The following is a 22,720-nucleotide window of genomic DNA, read 5'->3' on the forward strand; positions in this document are numbered from 1 at the left end:
GTTGTCAGAAACAACAGTAGTGCGCAGGTGGGGCCAATCAAACAGCCAATATTCGCGAAGGTGAGGGGACCAATCTGTAGCGGCCCTGTGGCGAGGGGACAAGCCCTCCGCCACAGGGCCGCTACAGGGCGTTCAGCGGATCGGGAAGCTGTTGAAGTCGACGGAGTTCGCCAATCGGTTGTCGATCAGGCCAATAAAGCCTTGTACTTCAGGGCAGTTGAAATGCGATTGCATGGCCGCTTCCGATTGCCAGCGGGCGCTGACGGTCCAGCGGTTGCTGTCCTCTGGGCAGCGGTCGACCATATAGGAATCACAGCCCGGTTGCTGACGCAGGGTGTCGACAATCTTTTGCAGTTGCTTACCCAGTTCTTCCGAGCGGCCGGCGGCGGCCTGCACCTGTACGGTATTGATCACTTCGTTGGACATTGCTCACACTCCTGAATCAGGCCGGACGAATCCTGCTCACTGAGGGATAACGCTTATGCAGGATAGGCCTGCACCTGTGGACCGCCAATAGCCAATCGCTGGATAAAGACGCAGACCAATCGATCAGGCCACCTGCTGCAAAATGTCGCGCAAACGGTCCAGGGCGATGTCGATGTCCAGGGTTTCGATGGCGCCAAAGCCCAGGAACAGCCCGGCCCGTGGCGCTTGCTGGTAGAAAAAGCTGTCGATAGCGTAGAGGCCGACTTCGACCTTTTTCGCCAGTTCGATCACCAACGGAATATCGATAGGCACTTTGCACATCACCACCATGTGAAACCCGGCCGTGGTGGGCACGGGTTCAAGCCAGGGCGAAAGGTCGCCCGCCATGCGCGACAGGATCCGCTCGCGACGTCCGGCATAGATCGTATGGCAGCGCCGGATGTGCTTGAGCAGGCAACCTTCGGCGATGAATTTGGCCAGCGCCCACTGGGGCAGGGTGGAGGTGTGCAGATCGGTCAGTTGCTTGGCGCGGATGACGGCTTCAAGAATCGCCGGCGGCAACACCGCATAACCGAGGCGCAGCTCCGGCAGCATGGTTTTCGAAAAGGTCCCGACGTAGGCGACGATGCCGCGCTCATCCATGCTTTGCAGTGAATCGGTCGGGCGGCCTTCGTAGCGAAACTCGCTGTCGTAATCGTCCTCGATGATGATTGCGCCCAACTCATAAGCCCGTTCCAGCAGCGCAACCCGGCGTGCCTGACTCATCGGCATGCCCAGCGGAAACTGGTGGGACGGCGTGACGTAAATCAGCCGGGTGCCCAAGGGGATCTTGTCCACTTCAATGCCTTCGGCATCCACCGGCACCCCGATCACCGTGGCCCCATGGGTGCCAAACAACAGGCGAGCCGGCGGATAGCCGGGGTCTTCCATGGCGACAATGCTGCCCGGACGGGTCAGCACCCGGGAGATCAGGTCCAGCGCCTGTTGCGCGCCGTTGCACACCACCACGTCTTCGTCCTGGCAATTGACCCCACGGGAAAATGCGATGTGCCGGGCGATCGCGTTGCGCAGCGCCGGCAGGCCTTCGGGCAGGCTGTAGAAGCCCTTGGAACCGGCAATCTGGCGCAACGCGTGAGAGGTGCAGCGCCGCCAATCGTCCTGCGGAAACTGGCCTTTGCTGGTCGCGCCACCGATGAAGTCGTAGCGTAACGAGCCCTCCAGGGTCGGGTGGCGCAGAAACACCGGCAGGTTGCGCCAGGACTCGATCACCTCGAAGCTCGCCAGCTGTGAATGGCTTTGCTTGGGGGCGGCTTTGGCCGTCCGGGCGTTGACGAACGTGCCTTTGCCGATCACCCCGGTGAGGAAGTTCTCATAGGTCAGTTGGGCGTAGGTGTCGGAAATGGTCTTGCGCGAAATGCCCAGCTGTTCGGCCAGCAAACGGCTGGGTGGCAGTTGCGTTCCGGCTGCCAAGCGGCCGGATTCAATGGCGCTGCGCAGTTGGTTGTACAACTGGCCTGCCAGGTCCTTGCGGCCGTTGATGACAACATGAAGTTCCATACCGGCGAGGCTCCTGGAGCGATTGAGGCGCGTGTGCGTCGCGCCAGATTACCCGCATGAGCCGCCGTGCAGAAGTTGCGTGGGCGAAAAACCCGGGATTGGTCTGCCGCCGAATGGTCCACGGCTTTTCCGTCGAATTGGATCTGTAACGCCGCTGCGTCAGCGCCTACCTTGGGGGTCTCCATTTGATCCAAGAGGGTCGCCCCCATGAGTTCCCGCCTGGATTACTACAGTGCGTCGCCCAAAGCGATGAAAGCGATGATCGCCATGGAGGCCTTGACCAGCAACCTCAGTATCGAGCCAGCCTTGCTGCATTTGATCAAGATCCGCGCCTCGCAACTCAATGGCTGCGCCTTCTGCACCGACATGCATTCAGTGGACGCGCGGCGCCTTGGCGAGACGGATCGGCGCTTGTATTCGATTGTGGTGTGGCGCGACAGCGGCTTCTTCAACCCTCGTGAACGCGCGGCGCTGGCCTGGACCGAAGCGGTGACCTTGCTTTCCGAAAGCCATGTGCCGGATGACGTCTACGCCGTGGCGCGTGAGCAGTTCAACGAAAGCGAAATGGTCGACTTGACCATCGCGGTCACCACCATCAACAGCTGGAATCGCCTGGCGGTGAGTTTTCGGCAAAGCCCCAGCAGCTGAATCGATTTTCCGCCGTAGGTGTCACGTCAGGTTCATAAACGCTGCGCAGGATGAGGGCTTCAAGGATAGATCGACAGGAGTCATTGATGTCATTCATGGAATCCACCCGCGCCGCCGGTATCGATCCGGTACTGGCGCAGTCTTTCCGGGTCAGCGCCCGTTGCGGCTGTTTCATGCAAGCGGCCCGCAGCCTCAACATCAAATCAACTCAGTTGCGCAAACACCTCGCGCAGCTCGAAACGCAATTGCAGTGTTCGCTGTTCAATCACCAGGACAATGGCCTGGCCTTGAGCCGTGAAGGGTTGCAGCTTCAGGCGCAATTGATCGCCCTGGCCCATGAACACGACGTGCCGGTGATCGAACAGCCGCTGATTCGGTTGGCTGTGGCCGAGTCGATCCTGCACGACATCCTGGGCCGCGATCTGGTCTCGTTGCTGCGACGCAACGCCAGCGTGCGCCTGGACATCATCACGCTGGACAGCGAACTGTCGCTGCGAGCGGTCAGTGCAGATGTGGTGCTGTGGCTGGCAGGCACCGAGTCACCGCTGCCGGGCCCGAGTTTCCCTGTCAGCGAGCCTCAGCCTTTGGTGCGACTGGATTATCTGCCGCATATCGCCAAACGTTATTCACGGGTAGCGGCCCGCCCCGACAGCCTCGATGACCTCGCTGACTTCATGTTGGTGCAATGGCAGCCTGATCGTCAGATCGAGAGTTTTCGGCCGTGGAATGGCGTGGTCGATCAGCGTCTGGCCGGCGTGGTGCAGTTGCATTCTTATGAGCTGATGCTGGAAATGATTCGTTGCAGCGCCTGCATTGGTTTGCTGCCCAATTACATGAGCCAGTTTGACAGGGGGCTGGTCGGGTTATCGGGGTTGTTCGACCAGCCGATGCAGCGCCAGGTGTGGATGGCGGTCAATGCCGAGTCTGCGGGGCAGGCCGAGGTGCAGATGATCGTCGAACTGATTCACAACACCTTCAACGAGCGGCGGGAGTGGTTCGAAGCCTGAACGCCTATCCAACCCTGTAGGAGCGAGCCTGCTCGCGAAGAGGGAATGTCAGTGACATCAATGTCGACAGTCACGCCGTCATCGCGAGCAGGCTCACTCCTACAGGGCTTGTCCTGCAATCGGGTTCTGGTCACATCGCGAGATGGTGTTGTAGAGTAAGCGGCCATGTCTGCATCAAGGATGAGTCAACCATGCCCGCCACCGATTCTGTCATCACCCTCGAACGCTTCAGCGAATCCCACATCGACGGCGTCACCGCGCTCTACAACGAGCCGGCGATTACCCGTCAGGTCCTGCAAATGCCGTTTCAATCCACCGAGATCTGGCGCCAACGCCTGGCTTCGGATAACGAGCGGCTGGTGAAGCTGGTGGCGCTGCATCAGGGCGCGGTCATCGGCAACATTGGTCTGGAGCAGTTCTCGCGGATCCGCCGCAGCCATGCCGGCAATATCGGCATGGCGGTCGCGGTGCAATGGCAAGGCAAAGGCGTGGGCTCAAAACTGCTGGCAGCGGCGCTGGACGTCGCCGACAACTGGATGAACCTGCAACGGGTCGAGCTTTCGGTGTACGCCGACAACGAAGCGGCCATCGGGCTCTACCGCAAGTTCGGTTTCGAGACCGAAGGCCTGTTCCGTGACTACGCCGTGCGGGACGGCCGACTGGTCGATACCCTGAGCATGGCGCGCCTGCGCCGCTCACTCAAGTCCGACTGACTCAGTCGCCCAACGCGAACGCCACTGCCGCCTGCGCATGCAGTGCGGTGGTGTCTAGCAAGGGCAGGGCGCTGTGCTCGGGTTTGATCAGCAGGCCGATTTCCGTGCAGCCGAGAATGATCGCCTGGGCGCCACGCCGAGTCAGCGACTCGATGACCTGCTGATACACCTTGCGTGACGCCTCGCTGATCACCCCGACGCACAACTCGTCATAGATGATCCGGTGCACGGCGTTGCGTTCCTCGGCGTCCGGCACCAGCACCGTCAACCCCGTCGCGCTCAGGCGATCCTTAAGAAAGTCCTGTTCCATGGTGAATGCTGTCCCGAGCAACCCGACTTTCAGCGTTCCGGCCTCCACGGCGGCCTGACCGGTCGGGTCGGCGATGTGCAGGAACGGAATACTGATCGCGGCCTGAATCTGCCCGGCCACCTTGTGCATGGTGTTGGTACACAGCACCACGCATTCGGCACCACCGGCCTGCAGTCGCTGCGCCGCATCCACCAGAATCGCCGCCGCGTCGTCCCAGCGCCCGGCATGCTGGGCCTGTTCGACAGGGCCGAAGTCGACGCTGTACATTAGCAATTTCGCCGAACGCAACGGCCCGAGCCGGTCGCGAACCTGTTGGTTGATGAGGCGGTAATACTCGGCGCTGGACTCCCAGCTCATGCCGCCGATAAGGCCGATGGTGCGCATGGCGTGCTCCTGTTGTTGGCAACCCTTTGCGAGAGAGTGTCCAGTGGATCCCGGTTTCGATCTATCAGGAAATTTCACATGCCTGATGTCATGAGTCAGCGTTTGTTCGACGGCAAAGTCTGCCTGCAACTCTTGCCCCGTGCGGCGTACAGCGCGCGTGATGCGGCGCAGTCGCAAACGCTTGGGGTCACGCTGGAGCGTCAGCAGGGTGTGCACGCCATCGATTCCGACCGTCGGGTGGATTTCGATACCTTGCCCGGCGTTTTGGCGTATACGCCGATCGGCGTCGAGGTGTTCTCCGAGTCCGTCACCGGTGGTGAATACCTGCTGATGCGCCTGGACGAACCGTTTGCCGATGAACAGTTACCCTGTGTCACCCGCCGTGTGCAGTCTTCAGGCAATCGACGTGCGCTGACCCTGGCACGAGCGGTGCGGCGTCTGTTGCTCGCGCCGCAGCCCGATCTACTGGCGTTTGAGCAGTGTGCGCTGGGGCTCGTTGGCTTGACCCGGCAGAAAATCGACACCACACAGCGGATCACGTCCATGTCCTTCGTCCGGGTGCTGGAGCAGATCGCCGAGCAGTTCCACCAGCCTCTGACGCTTGCGCAACTGGCCGACACTTACGGGCAGAATCCGCTGCGTTTCCTGCGCGATTTCACCCAGGCCATGGGCCTGACGCCCCATGCTTATCTGGTGGAAGTTCGCCTTCAAGCGGCACGCCGCATGATCGAACGCACAGACCTGAGCCTGGCCAATATCGCCCTGGATTCGGGGTTCGCCCATCAGTCGCACATGGGCAGCGCGTTTCGCAAATACCTGGCCATGACCCCCAGCCAATACCGTTCACGCTTTTAGTCGTACGCCGGCAGCGCGCATCTGCCATGCTCAACGTCCGCAGCACCGCTTCAACCAAAGGAACACCGCAATGGACGACGTACAGCAACTGGGCGAGATGCTTCGCCACTATGCAGAAAGCGAAGCGCACAAGAAGCAAGTGTTTGAGTCGCAATCGGCCGTGTGGGCGACGCGCATTGGTGAACTGTTCGACCAGATCCAGCAATGGCTGGAGCCGATCCAGGTGCCGAACCTGCTGGAAGTGAGTCGCGAGGTGTATGTCGCTTCAGGGCCGAGCGTTCCGGTCGAGTCGTCGACGTTCAAGACCGAGAAACTGAGCATTGTCATTGCCGGCAAACCGGTGGAGTTCGTGCCGGACGTGATGGGCGTCGGTGGTCAGATTTCGTTGGCGGTGATGGGGTTGACGGCCGCGCGGTATGGCAGTATTTCGCTGGTGTGCCTGCCGCCTTCGACGAGCTGGCAATGGCGCAAGACCAATGGTTTGAAAGACCCGGATACGTTTGCCTTCGACGCGAACTTCCTGGCGCAGCAGTTGCAGAGCCTGATCCCCCGCGAACGCGGCTGATTCTCTGACCTTACACATAATCCTGTGGGAGCGAGCCTGTTCACGATGACGGTGTATCAGTCAGCATTAATATCGACTGACACTGCGCCATCGCGAGCAGGCTCGCTCCCACATTTGGATGTGTGGTGTGTCAGATTTCCAGGTTGACCCAACCGGGTTTAGCTTCTTCGGGGGCTACCGCCTTCACAGTCTTCCCCGTCGCCAACTCCACCCGCCGCGCCACCTCAGGGTCATCGGCAAACGGAATCAGGCTCGCGTCCTCCAGGCTCTCGGCCGTCTGGTGTTTCAGGCAGTACTCGATTGCCAGCCAAAACCCCACGACCCCAAACAGATTCAGCACTATCTCGGTCATCTCAAACCTCACGCAATCTGCGCTTCACGTTCGGCCATCGCCATGTCCGAAACCCGCACGGTGCGCCACGTGTTGTAGGCCATCAGCAACATGCCGCTGAGGAAGAAAACCCCGCCGGCAAAGCGCACCACGAACCCCGGATGGCTGGCCTGCAAGGCCTCGACGAACGAGTAGGTCAGGGTGCCGTCGTCGTTGATCGCACGCCACATCAACCCTTGGGTGATGCCGTTGACCCACATCGAGGCGATATACAACACCGTGCCGATGGTCGCGAGCCAGAAGTGCAAGTTGATCAGCGGCGTACTGAACATCTGCTCACGACCGAAGACTTTTGGCACCATGTGGTAAATGGCCCCGAAGGTGATCATCGCCACCCAACCGAGGGCGCCAGCGTGGACGTGGCCGATGGTCCAGTCGGTGTAATGGGAGAGGGCGTTGACCGTTTTGATGGCCATCATCGGTCCTTCGAACGTCGACATCCCGTAGAACGCCAGCGACAGCACCAAAAAGCGCAGGATTGGGTCGGTGCGCAATTTATGCCAGGCGCCCGACAGGGTCATCATGCCGTTAATCATCCCGCCCCAGCTCGGTGCCAGCAGGATCAGCGACATCGCCATGCCCAGCGACTGCGCCCAGTCCGGCAGTGCGGTGTAGTGCAAGTGGTGCGGACCGGCCCAGATGTACAGGGTGATCAGCGCCCAGAAATGCACGATCGACAACCGATACGAATACACCGGCCGCCCGACCTGTTTCGGCACGAAGTAATACATCATCCCCAGGAACCCGGTGGTCAGGAAAAAGCCCACCGCGTTATGCCCGTACCACCACTGCACCATGGCGTCGGTGGCCCCCGAATACACCGGATAGGACTTGAACCAGTCCACCGGAATCGACAGGTGATTGACCACGTGCAGCATCGCGATCACGACGATGAAGGCACCGAAGAACCAGTTGCCGACGTAGATGTGCCTGGTCTTGCGCTGCACCACGGTGGTGAAGAAGACGATGGCGTAGGCGACCCAGACCACGGTCATCCACACCGCGCCGGAGAACTCGATCTCGGCGTATTCCTTGGTGGTGGTGTAGCCCAGCGGCAGGGTGATCAGCATCACCACAATCACCGACTGCCAGCCCCAAAAGGTGAACGCGGCCAGTTTGTCGGAGTACAGCCGTACCTGACACGTGCGCTGCACCGCGTAGTAACTGGCGGCGAACTGCGCGCTGCCGGCAAAGCCGAAAATGACCAGGCTGGTGTGCAGCGGGCGCAAGCGGCCGAAGGTGGTCCACGGCAGGTCGAGGTTCATCTCGGGCCATACCAGTTGCGAGGCGATCCACACCCCCATTGCCATCCCCACGACGCCCCAGACGATGGTTGCCACGACGAATTGGCGGACGACCTTGTAGTTATAGGCCTGTCCGATTGTTGCTGTGCTCATGGTCAATGCTTCCACGGTTGCAAAGTCTTGCCAGGCCACCCGGACTGGCATGTCGTCCACTGTAGAAACCCTGCCCGAAACAAAACAGACTCAGAAAAACCGAGTTTATGCGGATCAGATACGAGGCCTGCCTGCGGTGATCTGACGCACTCTGATACGGTTTTTTAGCATTCAGGTGAATCTGTAACGCGCTGCGCCGTAGGTTCATAGTCACTGCCACAAGCACCGCCACCCTGTAGCAGAGCGTGCGATCCACCCTGATGAGGTAGCCACATGTATCAGTACGACGACTATGACCGGGCCTTGGTCTTCGAGCGGGTTGCGCAGTTTCGCGATCAGGTCGAGCGTTTCATGACGGGCGAGTTGAGCGAGGAAGAGTTCCTGCCGTTGCGTCTGCAGAACGGCCTGTATATGCAAAAGCACGCCTACATGCTGCGCGTGGCGATTCCTTACGGCACCCTGAGCGCCAGGCAGATGCGCACGCTGGCGAGCATCGCCCGGGACTATGATCGCGGTTACGGCCACTTCACCACTCGGCAGAACATGCAGTTCAACTGGATCGAACTGGCGCAGGTGCCGGATATCCTCGAACGACTTGCCCAGGTCGAGATGCACGCGATCCAGACCTCCGGCAACTGCGTGCGCAACATCACCACCGAAGCGTTTGCCGGTGTGGCGGCGGACGAACTGATGGACCCGCGACCGCTGGCCGAAATCCTGCGCCAGTGGTCGACCATCAACCCGGAATTTCTGTACCTGCCGCGCAAGTTCAAAATTGCCATCTGCTCGGCGGAGCAGGACCGCGCCGCGATCATGATGCATGACATCGGCCTTTATCTTTATCGCGATGACAGTGGGCAGATGCTGCTGCGGGTCATTGTCGGTGGCGGGTTGGGGCGCACGCCGATTCTTGGATTGCAGATTCGCGAGGGTTTGCCCTGGCAGCATTTGCTTTCCTATGTCGAGGCGGTGCTGCGGGTCTACAACCGTCACGGCCGACGCGACAACAAGTACAAGGCGCGGATCAAGATTCTGGTCAAGGCCCTGGGCATCGAAGCTTTCGCCAGGGAAGTGGAGGAAGAATGGCAGTACCTCAAGGACGGTCCGGCGCAGTTGACCAACGTCGAATATGAGCGGGTCGCCAGTGCCTTCGTGGCTCCCGATTACCGTTCACTGTCCGACACGGACCTGAATTTCGGCACGCGCCTGGCCGAGAACCCGGCCTTCGCACGTTGGGTTACGCGCAACGTTCAACCGCACAAGGTCGCGGGTTACACCAGCGTGGTGCTGTCGACCAAACCGGGCTTCGACTCACCACCGGGGGACGTGACGACTGAGCAAATGTTGGCCGTGGCCGAGTGGTCCGAACAGTTCGGGTTCGGCGAAATTCGCATCGCCCATGAACAGAACATCGTGCTGCCGGACGTACCCAAGGCTGATCTCTACGCCCTGTGGTGCCTGGCCTGCGAGCAGGGCCTGGGCTGCGCCAATATCGGTTTGCTGACCGACATCATCGCGTGCCCCGGCGGCGATTTCTGCGCGCTGGCCAACGCCAAATCGATCCCGATTGCCCAGGCGATCCAGGCACGTTTCGAAGACTTGGATTACCTCCACGACCTGGGCGACATCAGCCTGAACATTTCCGGCTGCATGAACGCCTGCGGTCACCACCACATCGGCAACATCGGCATTCTGGGCGTCGATAAGAACGGCAGCGAGTGGTACCAGATCACCCTCGGCGGCAGCCAGGGCAAGAACAGCGCCCTGGGCAAAGTCATCGGCCCGTCCTTCAGCGCTGCCGAAGTGCCCGAGGTTATCGAGCGGATCATCGCCACGTTCGTCGATTACCGCGAGAGCGAAGAACTGTTTGTCGACACCTTGCAGCGCATTGGTCTTGAGCCGTTCAAGGAGCAGGTTTATCCAAAGTTGCTGGAGGTCTCGGCATGAACAATCTGTTGCGACTGGAGGAGGGCGTGGCGCGGATTGTGGCTGACGATCCTTGGGGGCTGGTCAGGGACGCAGAGGGTGAATTGCCGGACGGGTCAGTGATTTTACCGTTGAGTCGCTGGCTTCAAGCGCCCGCACAGCATGCGGTCTGGCTGGGGCCTGACGACGAGGTGGAAAGTCTCAAGCCGTGGTTTGACTCATTGCCGCTGATTGCCCTGGACTTCCCGAGTTTTCGCGACGGACGCGGTTACAGCCAGGCGTACCTGTTGCGTACTCGGTTGGGCTGGACGGGGGAATTGCGCGCGGTCGGTGATGTGCTGCGCGATCAGCTCAGCCACATGCGCCAATGCGGATTCGATAGTTTCGCGGTGCGCGAAGACAAATCCGCCGAGGACGCGCTGAAGGGACTGGCCGGGATGAGTGTGCTCTATGGGCGTTCAGTGATTGAACCGCGGCCGTTATTCAGAAGACGCTGAAACCGACACCGATGTTTGCAGCAACGGTCGAGCCGCACGAGGTTGCGTTCGGCGGCGGAGCCGTCGTAAACCCGGAGCACGCGGTACTCATGACACAACGTGCAAACTGATTTCTCGACTGCTGCGCAGGCGAACGCAGACTCGCAAACTCGACAGCTGCTATGGGCGCGCCCTCGGCATTTTTGCTTGGGCCGCTGATGGCATTTTGGTAGAGTCCACGCCTCATCAGGGAGTCGGTAAAGAAAGGAGTCTGGTTTGAGTGTGGGCAAAAAGATTTTGGGGCTGATTGCGCTGTTGCTGATGTTGGCGCTGTGGGCCAGTTATTTTTATGTGTTCAAGGAAAACCGCGACGGCCAGTTGGGCGGAGCCTTCGACAGCACGGCCTGGTGCGGCACGCCACCGGCCAGCGATGCCGCGCTACTGGGCAAGGATCAACTGACGCTGCGCATCACCAACACGGTGCGCGGCGAGTTCATGCTCAGTGGTGCCGTGGTGGTGTCCGAGCGCACCTTCAACCGCTATGACCTTGGCCGCAACGAACTGCGCCTGCGTCTGGAACCTTTGCAGTGGTCGTTCGGCGTCACGCCGATTTTCCTTGAGCAGGTCAAGGTCCAGCCGCTGAGCCGCAACCTAGCGTCGGCCAACAAAAGCGCCTACGCCGAACTTGAGCCAAGGCCCATCGGCGTGCAGGGCCGGGCCACGGATTTTCCCTTCGATACCTACCGTTATGGCTACAAACCGGTGCTGTATTACCTCAAGGGCAACGAGCGCATCGACTTGAGGTTCAAAAACATCACCACGCTGATGGAGATGTCGAACACCTTCACACCGGTCCAAAAGTACAACCGCGTCGACTACATCAACGAACGCAACGCGATGATCCGCGATGAAGACTACAAGGCCTACGGCGCCCACGAGTGTGCGTTCAGCGTCGAGCGCAAAGGCTCGTTCAAGGTGATCGTGCTGCTCTTGTTGCTGGTGCTGTGCCTGCCGCTGCTGCACGTGTTCTATCGCGATGAACCGGGGATCGATTTTCTCGCCACGCTGGTGAGTATCGGCGCGATCCGGGTGTTGCTGGTGGGGCCGATGAAGGACTTCCAGCTGTACACCATCGACTTTTTGTTCGCAGGGGTGATTATCCTGGTGGGCACGGTGTCGCTGATCAAGGCGATGCGGGCGAACAGCCGGCGGGAGTTGGCGTTGAAGAGTGGTTCTTCGTGGTAAATCCGATCTGAAACCGGGTTGACGCCATCGCGGGCAAACCACGCTCTCACAAGGATTGCATAAACCCTGTAGGAGCGAGGCTTGCCCGCGAAGAGGCCTTCGGGTCAACCATCGGTCATTTCAACGCCGGATCGCCCCCGTTCATTTTCTTCCAGCGTTGCAACAGCACCTGCGCCTTCGGTTCCTGCCCGTTATCCAGGTAGTACTGGATCAGCGACAACCGCGCATTGCGGTTGGCCGGCTGCACGTTCAACAACCGCTCCAGCTCTTCGCAAGCCTCATCAACCTTGCCGCTGTCGTGCAACGCCACCGCCAGCACGTAGCCGTATTGGGCGTTCTGCGGTTCCAGTTGCGCGGCTTTGCGCAAGGCTGGCATGGCTTGCGCTGACTGGCCCGCACGCACCAGCGCCAAGCCCTGGGTGTGTTGCAGCAGGGCGTTGTCCGGGTGTTCTTTCAGGCTTTGTGCCAACAGCGTCTGCGCTTCCTGGCCGCGTCCATTGGCTTCCAGCCATTGCACCAGCGTGACCAGCGCCGGGTAGAAATCCGGATCACGCTTGAGGGCGGTGCGCAGCAGCGATTCGACTTCGTCGTTGCGCCCGCTGGCCTGGTAGAGCATCGCCAGGTTCAGGTTGGACTCGGCGCGCTCGGCCAGGCTTTTTTGCACCGCTTCGTATTCGGCAATGGCCGCGTTCCAGTTGGCCTGGGCGCTGCCCAATCCGTTACGCGCGACGCTCAGCAAGTCTCGGGCCGCGACGATCCGCACCGCCTTCACCGGATCGTCCAGCAACGGCGTCAGCAGCGGCGCACGCTCCGGTGGCGGCAGGAACGCACTGATTGCCCGCACTGCGCTTTCACGCACCTGCGGTGCAGGGTTGCTCAAGTCCTTGGTCGCGAGTTTCAAGGCCTGTTCGCTTGGGTACAGCGGCAGTTCTGCCAGCAAGGTGGCGCGCTGAATCGCCGGCAGGTTGCTGCGCTGCAACTGTTCGTACAAGGCTTGCGCGGCGCCGGGCTGGCCGTTGCGAATCAGCCACAGGCTTTCGTCGTAGCGTGGCGCCTGCGCCGTGGTGGCGGTGTTCCAGAGTTTGAATTGCTCAGTGACCTTGTCGCCGGCCTTGCCTTGGTGACAGGTCAGGCAGGCGTCCGGCGTGCCGAGTTTTTTTGCCCGCTCCGGGTTGGGAATGCTGAAGCTGTGGTCGTGCCGGAAGTCGTTGCCCATGTAGAACTTGCCGGGCATGTGGCAATCCACGCATTGGGAGCCAGGCTGGCCCGGGGTGTGGCGGGTGTGTTCGATGGAGTCGTAGTTCTTGGCTTGCAAACCCTTGCCGTCGACGCCTGTCACCGAAGTCTTGCCGGCGGTGTTGTGGCATTGCAGGCAAACGCCGTTGCCCGGGGCCTTGAGTTCGGTGCTGTGGGGGTTGTGGCAGTTGCTGCAACGCACGCCCTTGTCGAACATTTTGCTTTGGGCGAAGGAGCCGTGTTCGAACACTTCATCCTTGATCTTGCCGTCCAGCGCGTACAGCTCGCGGGTCAGGGGGCTCAGCAGGTAGTCGTCCATCAAACGCTTGCCAACGGTGTAGCCGTCGCCCAGCGGTGCGCGGCGCGAATGGCAGCGGGCACAGGTTTCGATTTCGACCGTGGCGTCCTTGTCCTTGAGGTCGACCGCAAAGCCGGCGTGGATCAGATCACCTTTCTTCGCCGTCCATTCCAAGTGGTTGGACGCGGGCCCGTGGCATGCCTGACAACCGACACCGAGGCTGTTCCACTGGCTGTCGAAGGTGTTTTTGGCCGCGTCGAAATTGCGCTTGTAACCAGTGGTGTGGCATTCGACACACATGAAATTGGCGTTCTGGCTGGGCTTGCTCCAGTGCAGCGGGTTCTTGAAATTCACGCCCTGGCCCGGATAGAGGTGGAACCAGCGGTTTCTCTCGGTATCCCAAGCCACACCCAGCGCTTGCAAGCGACCTTCGCCGACCTCTATCAGGTATTGCTGCAACGGCGCGATGCCAAAGGTGTAGGCCACTTTGAAGTCGGCATTCTTGCCGTCAATCCCGGGCGTGTTGACCCAGAAACCGTCGTCCTTGCGCGAGAAACGGGTGGTTTCGTTTTGCGCCTTGAACGTGACGTTATTGAAATCGCCCAGCATCGTTTCGGCATTGGCCTCCTGCATCGCCAACTGGTGATGGGAGCCTTGCCAATCTTTCATCTGTTCGCTGTGGCAGCCCCGGCATTGTTGCTCATCGACCATCTTCGCCGGTGTCACGACGACGGATTGCGCTTTGGCCGGCTGAACAGTCGGCGTACTGACGGGCACGGTATTGATCGGCGCTGGCGTGCTGTACAGCAGAAACCAGCCGATTGCCGCCACGGCCACCAGCAAGACGCCGATGGTCACGGGAAACAGGTAACGGTTAATCAATGTCGGTGGTGAATCAGGGGTTGGGGTTGCTGCTTTATTTTTATATTTCGGCATTGCAGCTTCCATAGTCCAGTGCATTTGCCGTCAGGCGTGCGTTGAGGCTTGATGCAGCTTTGCCGGAGGTTCTGTGTCTGTCAAATGGCGCTTGTGAGCCATTGCGCAGCGATAGATAAATAGTGTGCTTTTTGACAACAACACGCTGTGCGTTGGCTATAACTGTAATTCCCGTATGCAATACCGTTGTCGGCCTTCTGACAGGAGTTACAGCATGAAGCTTGCGTTAATGATGGGCACGTTGTGCATTGCCTCGATCGGGGTGGTGGGCTGTGCCAGCAAAGTCGTAGAGCCGGACCAGTATTCAGGTTTTCTCAAGGACTACAGTCAACTCAAGGAAGCCAAGTCACCCTCGGGCGCGACAGTGATGCGCTGGGTCGATCCCAAGCTCGACATCCGTCAATACACCAGCGTCTACATTGAGCCGACCCAGCTCTATCCGAAACCACAACCGACGGTGAAAATCCCCCAGGCGACCCTCAACGGCATCACCGGATACTACGACCAGGCGCTGAAGCGCGAGGTGGGTAAATCCCTGCCATTGGCTGCAGGTCCTGGCCCGGGCGTGATGGTGGTGCGTGCCGCGATTACGGCGGTAAGCAGCAAGACAGAAGGGCTGAAACCTTATGAAGTGATCCCGATTGCGCTGGTGGCCGCTGCTGTCAGCACGGCCAGCGGTATTCGTGATCAGGAGACCGATCTGGCCACCGAGGCGGTGTTCCTCGATGGCGGCAATAACCATGTGTTAGCCCAGGTCGTGCGCAAGGGCACCGGCAAGCCGCTGGAAAACGAGTCTCAGGTGATGAAGGCCGATGACGTGAAAGGCGTGATTGATGGTTGGGCGTCGGATTTGCATCAGTCTTTTCTAAAGCTTAAGTCCAAGTGATGCGTTGACGCTTGATGGTCGCTTCGCGGGCAAGCCTCGCTCCTACGCTATTGAGTCGTTAGTCAACTTTATGAACGACCTGATCCTGTAGGAGCAAGGCTTGCCCGCGAAGGAGGCCTCAAGAACAACACATCACTCAATACTCAGCACGTGCCAGCCGGTTGTAATGGCTGATCAGCGAATCATATCCACGCGTCACCGCATAAAAATCATCACTCAATCGCTGTGGTTCAGCCTTGTTCTTCCAGTCCTTGTGCAGCGCATTCAAGGCATCCAGATACTTCTGTGTCGGCCTGGCGATGTGCGACCAGAGATAACTGGGTGCTTCGTTACGGTTTTGCGTTTCCTGCATATGGCGTTGGCCGAACTGCTGCAGGTAATCCCAGGCCAATTGCAGTTCAGCGATGGCTTTAGCCAGTGCCTGCGGCGTCAGGGTTCGATTGTTAACGCCCTCGGTTACAAGGTTCAGCGTGTCCCTGGCCTGGATCATGTAGGCCAGCAAATACCAGTGAATGTCCTTGCCCAGGCGCGCTTCGATCAGTTTGAGTTGCTCGCGCCGCTGTTCAAGGTCCAGCGCTTCAACCTGCTGCCTCAGTACCGTTGACGCCGTGAGGTAGTCCTCGGCCCTGGGTCTGAATTGATCGGCAAAGGCGGGCTGCACCTCACTGATGGCGGTCGAAAAACGCGCCTGTCGGTAAAAGGTGATTTGCTGCGTAAAGGGCGTCACTTGCTGTAATGCCTGTGCGTAGGCATCGGCTTTCAACGCCAGTGTTGGGTCGTAGTCCAGCAACTTGAGTTTTTCGCTGATTTTCGGCGAACAGATATCCCTTTGAATGGCGGGCGCATCACGGGCACCGTTGTCGTCGAAATCATGCTGGTTGGCGATCCAGTCTCGCACCGGTTCCGCAGGTTGCTTCGGCGATTTGTACAGTGCGTAGGCGACCCGCCAATGCACGTCGACCCGGTTGATGCAATCGATCACCGGGCTCAGGGCATTGGCCTGCGCGGTAAGCGGAGCGTCGTGTCGATCCAGCCACAAATCGATGCGGGCGACGAATGTCGAAGAGCCGGCCAGCCCCATCAGGATCAGCATCACAAGGGTCGCCACCGGGAACAGCCATTTCGGGTTCATGGCTGTTTCTCCTGGCCGTACCACTGCTCAACAGTGGCCGGTGCGTTGCATTCGCTGGCGGTGGCCGGCATCCGGCTGCACAAGCGTTCGGTCCACTGTTGCAGGCCCTGGTTGCGGTTGACCGTACTTTGGCTTGAGATCACTTTGAACACGCCGAGTACTAAAACCAGCACCAAAATGCCCGCGCCCATCAGGCTGCGTTTGAGCAAGGGGCTGGCGTGTTGCCAGGAAACGTGCGGTTTGACCTTCCGTCGGCGTATAAGTCCGACACTCATCAGTGTTGTGATGTAAACGATGCTGCCGACCACTCCATACACGGTGCCAATGCCCGCCGCCATCGCAATGCAGGGAATCAAGTCGCGCAGCACTCCAAACGGCAGGGGCATGAGCGAGGGCGAAAGGCGCACACTCAATCGATCGTCCAGCCACCAAAAGCGATGGGCAACGTGCGCCATCAGCCAGTTGAGTGCCCATCCGACGACCGCGAATATCACCGACCAGAACACCGTGACGCCGATCAATTCGCCCAGACGCGTGCCCAACGGCGCGAACTGAATAAAGGTGCCGACCAGACAGGCCAGGACAATACCCAGGTAAATCGGCCAGCTGTCATAGGTATGTTCCCAGTCACGCCAGAAGAACGGCGTACCGCCGGGCAGGTCTGCGCAGATGTCGGGGTGGTTGGCGTATAACGCAGAACTCAGCTTTCGACAGTGCACCCAATCGTCTTCGCGCAAGCGTCGAGCCAAGGCTCGGCGCTGACTGAATGGGCCCGGCGCCAGCAGCAAGTGGGCGGCGCGATGCTCTGGCGTGGCAGCGGGTTCTGCGGCGAGGCGTTGTTGCCGGGCCAGAAATATCGGCGCTTCACGACGCTCCGCCAAGCGCTCGCGCTGTAGCGACAGTTCTACAATCAGTTCTTCGTCCAGTTCCAGGCGCTGCCAGAGACTGAACCAGTGAAAGGTTTCCATCGCCCATTCGAGCAGTGTTTCACAGGTCTCGAAGTGTTCGACGCAATGCCTGAGCACGGCGTCTTCCATCACATCGGCCGCGCCATGTTCGAGGGCGGCGGCATAACGTTGTTCGAGCTCGACACGGCTGACACCGTCCAGCGAACGCGTGACCCGTTGCAGCGTGTCGACTTCCACCACCGACAGCCCGCTCAGGTCCCACGGGGCATCGTTACCCGAGTCATCCTCGCGCAATTGCTCCCATTCCTTGATGCTCAGCGCTTGCTCATACGCCTCACGCAGACGCTGAAAGCCCTCTGGGTCTTCATCCGGGCGCGTCTGTTTGAGCAGGATTGCGTATTGGCGTTTGATACTGCGTGTATCGGCATCAGCCGGGAGGCCAAGGGTGGTCCAGCAACTCATTGCGTGTGCAACTCCATGAAAACCCGGGACGCGTCCACTAGTGGCAATTTGATTTTGCGCACCCTACCTGTTTCCCGTCGAAAAGTCCTCGGGTCTTACCTTCAGTCACCGACAAACGTTTATTGCAGTCCGGCGTAACGCTTTTTTTATTGCACTTGCTCGGGAGTGGGCGCATCGAACGGATAGATCTGGCGCCATTCGGATGCCATATCCACAATCGTCCAGCCACGGGTTTTGGCTTCGTCCAGGGCCTTGTCCAGACGCCCGATCTGCGATTGACGGTCATAGGCCCATTCGCGCTTGGCGTCGGTGTGGTGCACCAACCCCATGAAGCGTTTGCCCGGCCCGGCGGCGGTCCACTGCAGCATTTGCAGGTCGCCATCGGAGTTGCCGAACGCGAGGATCGGCCGGCGCCCGATCACCGCGTCGATGCTTTCCGGTTTGCCCGGGCCGTCGTCGTTGTGGGCCAGTTTCGGGGTGCGCACGATCGAGGCTTTGCCGTCCTTGAACTGGAACGCGGTGACAAAGGTGGTGCCGATCACTTGCTCGGGTGGAATGCCGTAGACCTTCTCGGCAAAGGCGCGCATGAACGCGGTGTCGCCCCCGGAGACGATGTAGGTCTTGAAGTCCTGGCTGCGCAGGTAATCGAGCATTTCCAGCATCGGCTGGAAGATCATCTCGGTGTACGGCTTGCCGGTTTTCGGATGTTTGGCTTGGCTCAGCCAGGTCTTGGCGTAGTCATCGAAGGCGTCGGTGGTCATGCCGGTGTGGGTGGCGCCGAAGATCTTCAGGATGCCGTCCATACCGGTGGCAGCCAGGGCCTGGTGATCGTTTTCCAGCACGGCTTTGAAGGGCTGGGTGGTTTTCCATTCCGGGTGTTGCGGTGCGGTGCGCTTGACCTCTTCGAGGGCAAACAGCAACTCGAAATACATCGGCTGTTCGCTCCACAACGTGCCGTCATTGTCAAAGACGGCGATGCGGTCCTCGGGTTTGACGAAGTCCTTGCCGGACTGGTCGGTGACGGTCTGGACGAACTCGATGATGCTTTTCTTCGATGGGCCGTCGTTCCACGAGGGCAAGGGTTCGGCTGCCAGGGCCAGCAGCGGCATGCTCAAGACCAGCGCAAACAGAAGCCTCAGCCCATGGCGTCGGCGGGTCGACATCAGGTTTGTCATGGGAAGTCGTTCTCGTGAATAGGGTTGAGTGGGCGCAACGCGTCAGCTGCCGGGGGCGGGTGGTGACAGGTCTGACTATGCAGCGTAGCCAAGGATTTCTTCAGTTGGCGCAGCGCCTGATCTTCGGTCGGTTGCCGGCTGCAACAGGCGCGCAACAGGTTTTGCAGGCGCGGGCCGAGGTTGCCCGGTTTCAGGCCCAGGCGGCTGCGTCTGCCCCAGAGGTACAGGGCGCTCAGTTGTGCCGGTTTGCCATCGATCTGCACCGGAGTTTTGCACTGGGTGCGTCGGTCGGGGTGCTCCTGCGGTCTACGGAGTGGGAATTCATGGTTTAGCCGGCACGGGGTTTAGCGGCGGAATTTGCCACTGGCCGCTGGTGACTTCCGGTTTTGGCAGGTAAAGGCGCAAGACCCCATAGAACGGGCCTTCCGGCGCAGGCAGCCAGTTGCTTTGCAGGTCCTTGGCCGGTGCACTGTTTTGCAGATAAAGGGTCAAGCCACCGTCGGTGTCGAGCTTGAGATCGGGCAGCATTCGCGAGTTGATCAGGTAGCGGTTCAGCGGGTTGGCCACCAGCAACTTGTTCTTGCTGTCGTACATCGTCAGCGACCAGAACGCATCGGCCGGGGGCAGGGCGCCTTTGTCGAAATGCAGGGTGTAATCGTGTTTCGAGGCGTCGAGCGGCTTGCCGTCCTTGTCGACGAAATAGCCGATGTAATTGGCCTCTTCGGCCGAGTTGCCGAAAATCCCCAGGTTGGCGCCAGCGTAGCGGTACAGGTAATTGCCCTTGAGGTGATCGCGGGTACCGTAGAAATCGCCGCTGGTGACCTCGTGAGTATCGACTTTGTCTTTCTTGAACCGGGCGAATTCGGCCTTGGCATCACTGATACCGTCTTCCAGGGCCTGGCGTTGTTCTGCGGTGAAGTCGTGTAGGTTGAAAGGCTCGCCGGCCTCGATGCCGATGGTCTTGAAGCGCGCGAGCAAGTCCGTTTCCGCGTCCTGCGCCGGGGCGAAGGCCAGCATGAAGTTAAGGTAGCGGAACAGATCAGGGGTATCGCTCATGGTCGGGGTGGGTTTGGGCCAGGCAATCTTCGGCGCGGCGGGTGGGGCCTTCTGCTTGACGTAGTGGCTCAGCGTTTCGACCTTGTAGCCTTTCTGAATCTTCTTGACCTGGGCCAGGTCCTTTTCATCGAACAGCTGCGTGCGATAAAGGGCGTAGGCGATGTGGGTTTCGCTGCGCAGCAGTCGATCCATTTTTACTGGTTGCTGACCCTGCCAATTGGGGCCGGCGACCATGAAATGCCCGCCGTTGTTGCCCGTACTGCGGGTGCCCAGGTACGCAAAGTTTTGCGTGTAGGCGTCGATCAATTGCACGGAGTAGTAACGGTGCTCGTCGATGGGCGGCAAGGTCAGCACAACGGGTTCGGCGCGCAGGTCCATCCACACAAAGGAGTAGGGCGTGTCGGCGTTGGGTGTGACGAACGCGGTGTCCTTGGCGGTGAACGCCTTCGCAGTGTTGCCGATCCGGTTGAACGGCGCCTTGAAGTTCGCGCTCTTTGTGTCAACCGCTTGGGAGTAGAGGGTTTTGTACATCTCCACCACCGGAAATCCGTACAGGTAGGCTTCCTTGGCGATGCCCCGGGCGTCTTCGGGAGTAGCAGTGAAGTCGGCCCAGGCGCTGGTGCTCAGGGCGAGCGAGAGCGCGGTGAGCAACAGGCGGTTAGTCATAGTGAACCCTTGGGCGTCATTTCACCGCTGTGACGGCGTCGAGTACCGGACGGGATGGGGGGGCGATCGCCATAGAACCCGTGTAGAAACAAAGGATCGCTTCTTGGGCCGGCAGACTGTTTTCCAGCGCCGCCTTGCGGATTTGGGTATCGAGGTCCTGGGCACCGACGCCGCAACTGACGAACATGGTCATCAGGCTGTAGCCGGCCAAGCGAATTGCACAGTGCATACGAGACTCCTATTTACCGAAAGGCAGTTGTGTCGCGGTTGCCACTGCTGCGTAATCTCTTTCCTATCAAGCCTGTATGACATGTTTGTTGAAGTTAGCAGCTAACGTCGGATTCGCCAGCCGGACGGGGGCTTTGGATGTTTGTTCAGGTTTTCGGTATTTTTTGTGCATTGAAATTGAATGCAAACCTGAGGCTTGGGTGATGTGGCAGAAAAGCCATCGCGGGCAAGCCTGGCACCTGCAAGAGAGCGCGGTGTGGTGATCGACTTGCCCGAGAAAGGTGTTGATGAGGTGGCGCTGGACGCTTAACCCCCTGCAATGTTCAGCGCTTTATCATCTGCTCGCGTATCCGTTCTTCCTGCTCACGCAGTTGCGGAGTGAATTCCTCGCCGAAATCTTCCGCTCCGTATATAGGGCGGATCTCGATCTCCGCTTCGGTGCCCGGCATCGGATTGGGGCAGCGTTTGACCCACTCGATCGCTTCCTCTTTCGACTTGACCTCCCAAATCCAGTAACCGGCGATCAGCTCTTTGGTTTCGGTGAACGGGCCGTCGATGACCGTGCGTTTTTCGCCGGAGAAACGCACCCGGGCGCCTTTGCTGCTTGGTTGCAGGCCGTCGCAGTCGATGAGGATGCCGGCCTTGGTCAGTTCCTCGTTGTAATTGCCCATCGCTGTCATCAATTCCTCGGTGGGCAGCACACCGGCCTCGGAGTCCGGGCTGGCTTTCACAATGATCATGAATCGCATGGTTTTATCTCCGCTGGAGGGTGGGTGATTCACTGTCTAGTCGAATGGGCGTGAGCCGAATCGACAGGCAATGTGTGAAATGTAGAGGCGGTGGCTGCCTTTCATCTTGAACGCCGGGTGAAGGCGGGAGAGGGCGGTACGCTGTACACCGGCTGCGCGAACTGTTCGGCTGTCGGTGGTGCGTTGATATGCGCCGGATTTTCGAGACGCGGCACCAAAATGTGCTGCGGTTGCTGAGACAGTGGGCACGCATCCGACCCTGTGGGAGCGAGCCTGCTCGCGAAAGCGGTGTACCAATCGACATCCATTTTGAATGTTCGTCTGCTATCGCGAGCAGGCTCGCTCCTACAGGTTTCTGTGTCGTTTGGAAGAGTTGTATCCAGTTTAGGGGGCGACACTTCACAATTTGTATCCGGGCATAGGTCGTCGGCCCATTTCGTGGTTAACTTCGGCCTCTTCAAAATTCTCCACAACAATGTCAGAAGGACTCCGTTCATGGCTCAAGTCACTCTTAAAGGCTCCCCGGTTCAAGTCAACGGCCAACTGCCACAAGCCGGTTCCAAGGCGCCAGCCTTTTCCCTGGTCGCCGGCAATCTGTCCGACGTGACCCTGGCGAGCTTCGCCGGCAAACGCAAAGTGCTGAACATCTTCCCAAGCGTCGACACCCCGACCTGCGCCACTTCGGTACGCAAGTTCAACGCCCAGGCCAACGACATCGCCAACACCGTGGTGCTGTGCATCTCCGCTGACCTGCCGTTCGCTCAAGCTCGCTTCTGCGGCGCCGAAGGCCTGGAAAACGTACAGAACCTGTCGACCCTGCGCGGTGCCGAGTTCATCGAGAACTACGGCGTGGCCATCGCTGATGGCCCGCTCAAAGGCCTGACCGCCCGTGCCGTCGTGGTACTGGACGAAAACGACAACGTTCTGCACAGCGAACTGGTCAAGGAAATTGCTGAAGAACCGAACTACGAAGCGGCACTCGCCGTTCTGAAATAAGGTTACTTTTACAATTGTTAACGGCCTGAGGGGGCGTTCTCAGTTAATTTCCCCGCCGCGTTGTCGCCTTAAAGCGGGCCAGGCAAGGCGCA

General features: G+C 59.6%; 23 protein-coding genes. 10 read left to right on the forward strand and 13 right to left on the reverse strand.

The features are described from left to right. Nucleotides 1-132 precede the first annotated feature (132 nt). Both HP062_RS03565 and HP062_RS03570 read right to left on the reverse strand, forming a co-directional pair. On the reverse strand, nt 133-426 hold the full coding sequence (locus tag HP062_RS03565) for an antibiotic biosynthesis monooxygenase family protein (RefSeq protein ID WP_010459887.1): 294 nt from the start codon (nt 424-426) through the stop codon (nt 133-135). A 123-nt stretch (nt 427-549) separates the two neighbouring features. Continuing rightward, complete coding sequence (locus HP062_RS03570) at nt 550-1,983, reverse strand: PLP-dependent aminotransferase family protein (RefSeq protein ID WP_010459888.1); 1,434 nt, start codon at nt 1,981-1,983, stop codon at nt 550-552. 207 nt (nt 1,984-2,190) lie between these two features. On the opposite strand from HP062_RS03570, the gene HP062_RS03575 reads away from it, so the two are divergent. The 3 genes from HP062_RS03575 (at nt 2,191) to HP062_RS03585 (ending at nt 4,351) form a co-directional block, all read left to right on the forward strand. Next, entirely contained in the window at nt 2,191-2,631 is a 441-nt protein-coding gene (locus tag HP062_RS03575) for a carboxymuconolactone decarboxylase family protein (RefSeq protein WP_010459889.1), read from the forward strand. 86 nt (nt 2,632-2,717) lie between these two features. Further along, nucleotides 2,718-3,638: a LysR family transcriptional regulator gene (locus HP062_RS03580; protein ID WP_172790830.1), complete on the forward strand. Its 921-nt coding sequence runs from the start codon at nt 2,718-2,720 to the stop codon at nt 3,636-3,638. Nucleotides 3,639-3,829: 191 nt separating this feature from the next. Further along, entirely contained in the window at nt 3,830-4,351 is a 522-nt protein-coding gene (locus HP062_RS03585) for a GNAT family N-acetyltransferase (protein WP_154504499.1), read from the forward strand. A gap of 1 nt (nt 4,352) precedes the next feature. Here the strand turns inward: HP062_RS03585 and HP062_RS03590 are convergent, their stop codons facing one another. After that, nucleotides 4,353-5,045 carry an aspartate/glutamate racemase family protein gene (locus HP062_RS03590; RefSeq protein WP_010459892.1) on the reverse strand — a complete coding sequence of 231 codons (693 nt, stop codon included), beginning with the start codon at nt 5,043-5,045 and terminating at the stop codon, nt 4,353-4,355. A gap of 78 nt (nt 5,046-5,123) precedes the next feature. On the opposite strand from HP062_RS03590, the gene HP062_RS03595 reads away from it, so the two are divergent. Beyond that, entirely contained in the window at nt 5,124-5,900 is a 777-nt protein-coding gene (locus HP062_RS03595) for a helix-turn-helix domain-containing protein (RefSeq protein WP_172790831.1), read from the forward strand. Between the two features lie 70 nt (nt 5,901-5,970). Continuing rightward, a complete protein-coding gene (locus HP062_RS03600) occupies nt 5,971-6,465 on the forward strand; it encodes a hypothetical protein (RefSeq protein ID WP_010459894.1) in 495 nt (164 codons plus the stop codon). A 130-nt stretch (nt 6,466-6,595) separates the two neighbouring features. Here the strand turns inward: HP062_RS03600 and HP062_RS03605 are convergent, their stop codons facing one another. Together HP062_RS03605 and ccoN are read right to left on the reverse strand one after the other, a co-directional pair. After that, nucleotides 6,596-6,817, reverse strand: coding sequence for a hypothetical protein (locus HP062_RS03605; RefSeq protein ID WP_042932102.1), 222 nt, complete (start codon nt 6,815-6,817; stop codon nt 6,596-6,598). A gap of 8 nt (nt 6,818-6,825) precedes the next feature. Beyond that, complete coding sequence (gene ccoN / locus HP062_RS03610) at nt 6,826-8,253, reverse strand: cytochrome-c oxidase, cbb3-type subunit I (RefSeq protein ID WP_010459896.1); 1,428 nt, start codon at nt 8,251-8,253, stop codon at nt 6,826-6,828. Between the two features lie 273 nt (nt 8,254-8,526). Here ccoN and HP062_RS03615 point away from each other — a divergent pair, with 273 nt between their 5' ends. From HP062_RS03615 to HP062_RS03625, 3 genes are all read left to right on the forward strand, one after another. Next, nucleotides 8,527-10,200, forward strand: coding sequence for a nitrite/sulfite reductase (locus HP062_RS03615; RefSeq protein ID WP_077749666.1), 1,674 nt, complete (start codon nt 8,527-8,529; stop codon nt 10,198-10,200). After that, complete coding sequence (locus HP062_RS03620; RefSeq protein WP_172790832.1) at nt 10,197-10,676, forward strand: DUF934 domain-containing protein; 480 nt, start codon at nt 10,197-10,199, stop codon at nt 10,674-10,676. Before HP062_RS03615 ends, HP062_RS03620 begins: the two co-directional genes overlap by 4 nt. Before the next feature lie 255 nt (nt 10,677-10,931). Next, entirely contained in the window at nt 10,932-11,900 is a 969-nt protein-coding gene (locus tag HP062_RS03625) for a hypothetical protein (protein WP_010459899.1), read from the forward strand. A 115-nt stretch (nt 11,901-12,015) separates the two neighbouring features. Here the strand turns inward: HP062_RS03625 and HP062_RS03630 are convergent, their stop codons facing one another. After that, on the reverse strand, nt 12,016-14,370 hold the full coding sequence (locus HP062_RS03630) for a tetratricopeptide repeat protein (RefSeq protein ID WP_172790833.1): 2,355 nt from the start codon (nt 14,368-14,370) through the stop codon (nt 12,016-12,018). A 214-nt stretch (nt 14,371-14,584) separates the two neighbouring features. On the opposite strand from HP062_RS03630, the gene HP062_RS03635 reads away from it, so the two are divergent. Further along, a complete protein-coding gene (locus tag HP062_RS03635) occupies nt 14,585-15,256 on the forward strand; it encodes a DUF3313 domain-containing protein (RefSeq protein WP_102594860.1) in 672 nt (223 codons plus the stop codon). Nucleotides 15,257-15,392: 136 nt separating this feature from the next. Here HP062_RS03635 and HP062_RS03640 read toward each other — a convergent pair whose 3' ends face one another. From HP062_RS03640 to HP062_RS03670, 7 genes are all read right to left on the reverse strand, one after another. Further along, nucleotides 15,393-16,388 carry a DUF3829 domain-containing protein gene (locus HP062_RS03640; protein WP_172790834.1) on the reverse strand — a complete coding sequence of 332 codons (996 nt, stop codon included), beginning with the start codon at nt 16,386-16,388 and terminating at the stop codon, nt 15,393-15,395. After that, nucleotides 16,385-17,758: a J domain-containing protein gene (locus HP062_RS03645; RefSeq protein WP_172790835.1), complete on the reverse strand. Its 1,374-nt coding sequence runs from the start codon at nt 17,756-17,758 to the stop codon at nt 16,385-16,387. Before HP062_RS03645 ends, HP062_RS03640 begins: the two co-directional genes overlap by 4 nt. Nucleotides 17,759-17,904: 146 nt before the next feature. Next, a complete protein-coding gene (locus tag HP062_RS03650) occupies nt 17,905-18,933 on the reverse strand; it encodes an HAD family phosphatase (RefSeq protein ID WP_172790836.1) in 1,029 nt (342 codons plus the stop codon). Next, nucleotides 18,930-19,196, reverse strand: coding sequence for a hypothetical protein (locus tag HP062_RS03655; protein WP_178119842.1), 267 nt, complete (start codon nt 19,194-19,196; stop codon nt 18,930-18,932). Before HP062_RS03655 ends, HP062_RS03650 begins: the two co-directional genes overlap by 4 nt. A 58-nt stretch (nt 19,197-19,254) precedes the next feature. Next, nucleotides 19,255-20,655, reverse strand: a complete 1,401-nt coding sequence (locus HP062_RS03660) for a DUF1254 domain-containing protein (protein ID WP_172790837.1) — start codon at nt 20,653-20,655, stop codon at nt 19,255-19,257. Between the two features lie 16 nt (nt 20,656-20,671). Further along, nucleotides 20,672-20,884: a hypothetical protein gene (locus HP062_RS03665; protein ID WP_145307337.1), complete on the reverse strand. Its 213-nt coding sequence runs from the start codon at nt 20,882-20,884 to the stop codon at nt 20,672-20,674. A gap of 322 nt (nt 20,885-21,206) precedes the next feature. Then, on the reverse strand, nt 21,207-21,632 hold the full coding sequence (locus HP062_RS03670; protein WP_172790838.1) for a YciI family protein: 426 nt from the start codon (nt 21,630-21,632) through the stop codon (nt 21,207-21,209). A 495-nt stretch (nt 21,633-22,127) separates the two neighbouring features. Here HP062_RS03670 and tpx point away from each other — a divergent pair, with 495 nt between their 5' ends. Next, a complete protein-coding gene (gene tpx / locus HP062_RS03675) occupies nt 22,128-22,628 on the forward strand; it encodes a thiol peroxidase (RefSeq protein WP_077749974.1) in 501 nt (166 codons plus the stop codon). Nucleotides 22,629-22,720: the final 92 nt, after the last annotated feature.

Origin of the sequence: Pseudomonas sp. B14-6, from assembly GCF_013260315.1 — a bacterium.
GTDB lineage: Bacteria > Pseudomonadota > Gammaproteobacteria > Pseudomonadales > Pseudomonadaceae > Aquipseudomonas > Aquipseudomonas mandelii.

Excerpts from the sequence above, each read along its gene's own strand:
- HP062_RS03605 (WP_042932102.1), bottom strand. The coding sequence starts at position 6,817 with ATGACCGAGATAGTGCTGAATCTGTTTGGGGTCGTGGGGTTTTGGCTG.
- tpx (WP_077749974.1), top strand. The coding sequence starts at position 22,128 with ATGGCTCAAGTCACTCTTAAAGGCTCCCCGGTTCAAGTCAACGGCCAA.
- HP062_RS03645 (WP_172790835.1), bottom strand. The coding sequence starts at position 17,758 with ATGAGTTGCTGGACCACCCTTGGCCTCCCGGCTGATGCCGATACACGC.
- HP062_RS03620 (WP_172790832.1), top strand. The coding sequence starts at position 10,197 with ATGAACAATCTGTTGCGACTGGAGGAGGGCGTGGCGCGGATTGTGGCT.
- HP062_RS03600 (WP_010459894.1), top strand. The coding sequence starts at position 5,971 with ATGGACGACGTACAGCAACTGGGCGAGATGCTTCGCCACTATGCAGAA.
- HP062_RS03580 (WP_172790830.1), top strand. The coding sequence starts at position 2,718 with ATGTCATTCATGGAATCCACCCGCGCCGCCGGTATCGATCCGGTACTG.
- HP062_RS03650 (WP_172790836.1), bottom strand. The coding sequence starts at position 18,933 with ATGACAAACCTGATGTCGACCCGCCGACGCCATGGGCTGAGGCTTCTG.
- HP062_RS03585 (WP_154504499.1), top strand. The coding sequence starts at position 3,830 with ATGCCCGCCACCGATTCTGTCATCACCCTCGAACGCTTCAGCGAATCC.
- HP062_RS03595 (WP_172790831.1), top strand. The coding sequence starts at position 5,124 with ATGCCTGATGTCATGAGTCAGCGTTTGTTCGACGGCAAAGTCTGCCTG.
- HP062_RS03640 (WP_172790834.1), bottom strand. The coding sequence starts at position 16,388 with ATGAACCCGAAATGGCTGTTCCCGGTGGCGACCCTTGTGATGCTGATC.
- HP062_RS03630 (WP_172790833.1), bottom strand. The coding sequence starts at position 14,370 with ATGCCGAAATATAAAAATAAAGCAGCAACCCCAACCCCTGATTCACCA.
- HP062_RS03565 (WP_010459887.1), bottom strand. The coding sequence starts at position 426 with ATGTCCAACGAAGTGATCAATACCGTACAGGTGCAGGCCGCCGCCGGC.
- HP062_RS03670 (WP_172790838.1), bottom strand. The coding sequence starts at position 21,632 with ATGCGATTCATGATCATTGTGAAAGCCAGCCCGGACTCCGAGGCCGGT.
- HP062_RS03570 (WP_010459888.1), bottom strand. The coding sequence starts at position 1,983 with ATGGAACTTCATGTTGTCATCAACGGCCGCAAGGACCTGGCAGGCCAG.
- HP062_RS03615 (WP_077749666.1), top strand. The coding sequence starts at position 8,527 with ATGTATCAGTACGACGACTATGACCGGGCCTTGGTCTTCGAGCGGGTT.
- ccoN (WP_010459896.1), bottom strand. The coding sequence starts at position 8,253 with ATGAGCACAGCAACAATCGGACAGGCCTATAACTACAAGGTCGTCCGC.
- HP062_RS03590 (WP_010459892.1), bottom strand. The coding sequence starts at position 5,045 with ATGCGCACCATCGGCCTTATCGGCGGCATGAGCTGGGAGTCCAGCGCC.
- HP062_RS03575 (WP_010459889.1), top strand. The coding sequence starts at position 2,191 with ATGAGTTCCCGCCTGGATTACTACAGTGCGTCGCCCAAAGCGATGAAA.
- HP062_RS03665 (WP_145307337.1), bottom strand. The coding sequence starts at position 20,884 with ATGCACTGTGCAATTCGCTTGGCCGGCTACAGCCTGATGACCATGTTC.
- HP062_RS03635 (WP_102594860.1), top strand. The coding sequence starts at position 14,585 with ATGAAGCTTGCGTTAATGATGGGCACGTTGTGCATTGCCTCGATCGGG.
- HP062_RS03660 (WP_172790837.1), bottom strand. The coding sequence starts at position 20,655 with ATGACTAACCGCCTGTTGCTCACCGCGCTCTCGCTCGCCCTGAGCACC.